This is a genomic window from Yersinia sp. 22-579, assembly GCF_030433455.1.
Classification (GTDB): domain Bacteria; phylum Pseudomonadota; class Gammaproteobacteria; order Enterobacterales; family Enterobacteriaceae; genus Yersinia; species Yersinia enterocolitica.
This window is the reverse complement of sequence record NZ_JAUJTZ010000033.1, coordinates 1-2129: the sequence shown is the minus strand read 5'-3', so window position 1 is coordinate 2129 and position 2129 is coordinate 1. Positions and strand designations below refer to the sequence as shown.

Genomic DNA, 2129 nt, shown 5'->3' with positions numbered 1-2129 from the left:
GTGGTGGGCGATACCAGATTCGAACTGATGACCCCCTCCGTGTAAAGGAGATGCTCTACCAACTGAGCTAATCGCCCTCATCTATCTCATTTAATGCTTTTATTTCATTTACTTAGTAACACGTCGAGTTTGGTGGGCGATACCAGATTCGAACTGATGACCCCCTCCGTGTAAAGGAGATGCTCTACCAACTGAGCTAATCGCCCCGCCGTGTTGTTGGAGTCGCATTATAGGGATAGTTCGAAGTGAGTCAACGGTTTTTAAAACGAAAACAATCGTTCGCCGCAAATTTAAACAGGATGCGATATTTATCACCGCTATGGGCGTTTCTTTAGCCGGATCTAATTGCATATCGGTAACATCGTTGAGGAATTGTCTCAGGGTGGTAGAATGTCGCCTACTTTTTCGAAATTCGAGCAACAGCCAGCTTTTGCTGGTCGGCGTAGCGTAATAAGGCATCGAACCCAATGAAAATCAAAACCCGTTTTGCACCCAGCCCTACCGGCTATCTCCACGTTGGTGGCGCACGCACCGCGCTGTATTCCTGGTTATTCACCCGCCATTTCGGTGGTGAATTCGTTTTGCGTATTGAAGATACCGATCTCGAGCGCTCAACTCAGGAAGCCATCGACGCCATTATGGACGGTATGAACTGGCTGAATCTGGATTGGGATGAAGGCCCGTATTTCCAAACCAAACGTTTCGATCGCTACAATGCGGTGATCGACCAAATGTTGGAAAATGGCACTGCATATCGATGCTATTGCTCTAAAGAGCGTTTGGATGAATTGCGCGAAACCCAAATGGCCAATGGTGAGAAACCTCGCTACGATGGCCGCTGCCGTGATAGCCAGTGTACCCATGGCGCTGATGAACCTTCTGTGGTGCGTTTTCGTAACCCGCAGGAAGGCTCCGTTATTTTCAATGATAAAATCCGTGGCCCAATCGAATTCAGCAACCAAGAGCTGGATGACTTAATTATCCGCCGTACCGATGGCTCACCAACTTATAACTTCTGCGTAGTGGTTGATGACTGGGATATGGAAATCACTCACGTTATCCGTGGCGAAGACCATATCAATAACACCCCTCGCCAGATTAATATTCTGAAAGCATTGGGCGCGCCCGTTCCTGAATATGCCCACGTTTCAATGATTCTGGGTGATGATGGTAAAAAACTGTCTAAACGTCATGGTGCTGTCGGCGTGATGCAATACCGTGATGACGGTTATCTGCCAGAAGCCCTGCTGAACTATTTGGTTCGCCTGGGTTGGTCGCATGGTGATCAGGAGATTTTCTCTGTTGCTGAGATGACCGAGCTATTCACCCTGGATGCAGTGAGTAAATCGGCCAGTGCTTTCAATACTGAAAAACTGCAATGGCTAAACCATCACTATATCAATAGCCTGCCACCAGAACAGGTTGCCGTTCACCTGTCATGGCAGGTTGAGCAGTTGGGTATTGATACTCGCAACGGCCCTGAATTGGTCGAGATTGTTAAACTGCTGGGCGAGCGCTGTAAGACGCTGAAAGAAATGGCTGAATCTTGCCGTTACTTCTATGAAGAATTTGATGAATTCGACGCAGATGCCGCGAAAAAACATTTGCGCCCTGTTGCACGCCAGCCGCTGGAAGCGGTTAAAGCCAAACTGGCTGCCATCACCGAGTGGACTACTGAAAACGTTCACAATGCCATTCAGGGCACGGCTGATGAGTTGGGTGTAGGTATGGGCAAAGTTGGCATGCCATTACGCGTAGCGGTCACTGGCGCTGGTCAATCACCAGGAATGGACGTCACCGTCCATGCTATCGGTCAGGCGCGTTCATTGTCTCGTATTGATAAAGCGCTCGCTTTTATCAGTGAACGTGAAGTGCAGCAATAAAATTAAATACATTTATCAGGCGACTGAGTAAAGTCGCCTTTTTTATGCTGTTTGCTCACTGATTTGGCGGCTTTTTCAGCGCTTGGCGTGAGAAATAGAATTAGCCGTTGACACTGTTTCAGGGGTTTCATATCATGCGCCCCGTTCACACGATTTATTATGTGCGCATTGGGGCTATAGCTCAGCTGGGAGAGCGCTTGCATGGCATGCAAGAGGTCGACGGTTCGATCCCGTCTAGCTCCACCA

At 48.6% G+C, this 2129-nt stretch carries 1 protein-coding gene and 3 tRNA genes; 2 read left to right on the top strand and 2 right to left on the bottom strand.

The window, feature by feature from the left end:
- Position 1: 1 nt before the first annotated feature.
- Both QSV56_RS21835 and QSV56_RS21830 read right to left on the bottom strand, forming a co-directional pair.
- Positions 2-77: transfer RNA gene (locus tag QSV56_RS21835), tRNA-Val, on the bottom strand.
- A gap of 53 nt (positions 78-130) precedes the next feature.
- A tRNA-Val gene (locus QSV56_RS21830) sits at positions 131-206 on the bottom strand.
- 261 nt (positions 207-467) lie between these two features.
- Between QSV56_RS21830 and gltX the strand changes: the two genes are divergently transcribed.
- Positions 468-1883, top strand: coding sequence for a glutamate--tRNA ligase (gene gltX, locus QSV56_RS21825; RefSeq protein WP_050129827.1), 1416 nt, complete (start codon positions 468-470; stop codon positions 1881-1883).
- Between the two features lie 170 nt (positions 1884-2053).
- A tRNA-Ala gene (locus tag QSV56_RS21820) sits at positions 2054-2129 on the top strand.

Excerpts from the sequence above, each read along its gene's own strand:
- gltX (WP_050129827.1), top strand. The coding sequence starts at position 468 with ATGAAAATCAAAACCCGTTTTGCACCCAGCCCTACCGGCTATCTCCAC.